This window comes from Mesorhizobium sp. M1088, assembly GCF_040318575.1.
GTDB lineage: Bacteria > Pseudomonadota > Alphaproteobacteria > Rhizobiales > Rhizobiaceae > Mesorhizobium.
In genome coordinates this window covers 1-1305 of record NZ_JAMYMO010000110.1, presented here as the reverse complement: position 1 = coordinate 1305, position 1305 = coordinate 1, and the positions used below count along the sequence as shown (strand labels likewise).

Sequence of the window (1305 nt, the reverse complement as noted above, 5' to 3'; positions counted from 1 at the left end):
TGTGCTGAAGGTTCTGCAAAAAGTTTTGGAGAGAGAACGGGGCTTGCTCTGAGGGGCGAGCGGCCATGGCACGGTGGTGACGTTGCGATCACCGATTCCCGTGGAAGGGGAAGTGCCATGACCAATCGAGACGTTAGACTGAGCAGAGGCGAGTTGAAAGCGTTGCTGTTGTCGGATGAGGACGGCTTTCGCCAGGCATTGCAGAGTGTCGTGCAGGAGGTTCTTGAAGCCGAGATGACGGAGGCGATCGGGGCCGAGAAAGGCGAGCGGACGGCGGAGCGGACGAGTTACCGGTCCGGCTATTACGAACGCAAGCTGGTGACGCGGGTCGGGGTGCTGGAGCTTCGCGTTCCGCAGGATCGGGCTGGCCGGTTCTCGACGGAGTTGTTTGAGCGCTACCAGCGTTCGGAGAAGGCATTGGTGTCGGCGCTGGTCGAGATGTACGTGCAGGGCGTTTCGACCCGCAAGGTGAAGGCGGTGACGGAGGAACTGTGCGGCCACTCTTTCTCGGCCTCGACGGTGAGCGAGGCGACGATGCGGCTGGATGAGGCGCTCAAGGCGTTCTTCACGCAGCGGCTCGAGGAAAGCTATCCGTATCTCATCTTGGACGCGCGCTATGAACGGGCTCGCGAGGCGGGCGTGATCGCCAGCCAGGCGGTGCTGGTGGCGATCGGCGTGGATTGGGAGGGCCGGCGCCAGGTTCTGGGCGTGGAGCTGGCCAACCGGGAGAGCCATTCGAGCTGGCGCGAGTTCGTGACGGGGCTCAAGAATCGCGGGCTCGCCGGCGTCGAGTTCGTCGTCTCCGACGACCATCCGGGGCTCAGGGCGGCAATCCGCGAAGTGCTGCCCGAAGCGGTCTGGCAGCGCTGCTACGTGCACTTCCTCAGAAACGCGCTCGACTACGTGCCGCGCAAGGTCGACGACGATTGCCTGATGGAGCTCAGATGGTTCTACGACCGGCGCGACCTTGCCGAGGTCAAACGCGACCTGGCGCAGTGGATCGCCAAATGGCAGGCCAAATACCCGAAGCTGGTCAACTGGGTGGAAGATAACATCGAGGAGACGCTGAGCTTCTATCGGCTGCCGCTAGCTCACCACAAGCACATGAAGTCGACGAACATGCTGGAGCGGCTGAACCAGGAGATCAAGCGGCGCACCCTGGTCGTTCGCATCTTCCCCAACCCGCGGAGCTGTCTGCGGCTGGTTCGGGCATTGGCGGTGGAGATCCACGAGAACTGGCTCGAGGCGACCCGCTATCTCAACATGGATCATCTGCGCGAGCACAAGAAGGAGAGCCTGAGGGCC

Annotated in this window: 1 protein-coding gene; it reads left to right on the top strand. The window is 62.8% G+C overall.

The genetic code is table 11. The annotated features are described in order from the left end of the window. Positions 1-117 precede the first annotated feature (117 nt). The coding region (locus tag NKH49_RS34665) for an IS256 family transposase (protein WP_352930185.1) at positions 118-1305 on the top strand (1188 nt) is incomplete at its 3' end.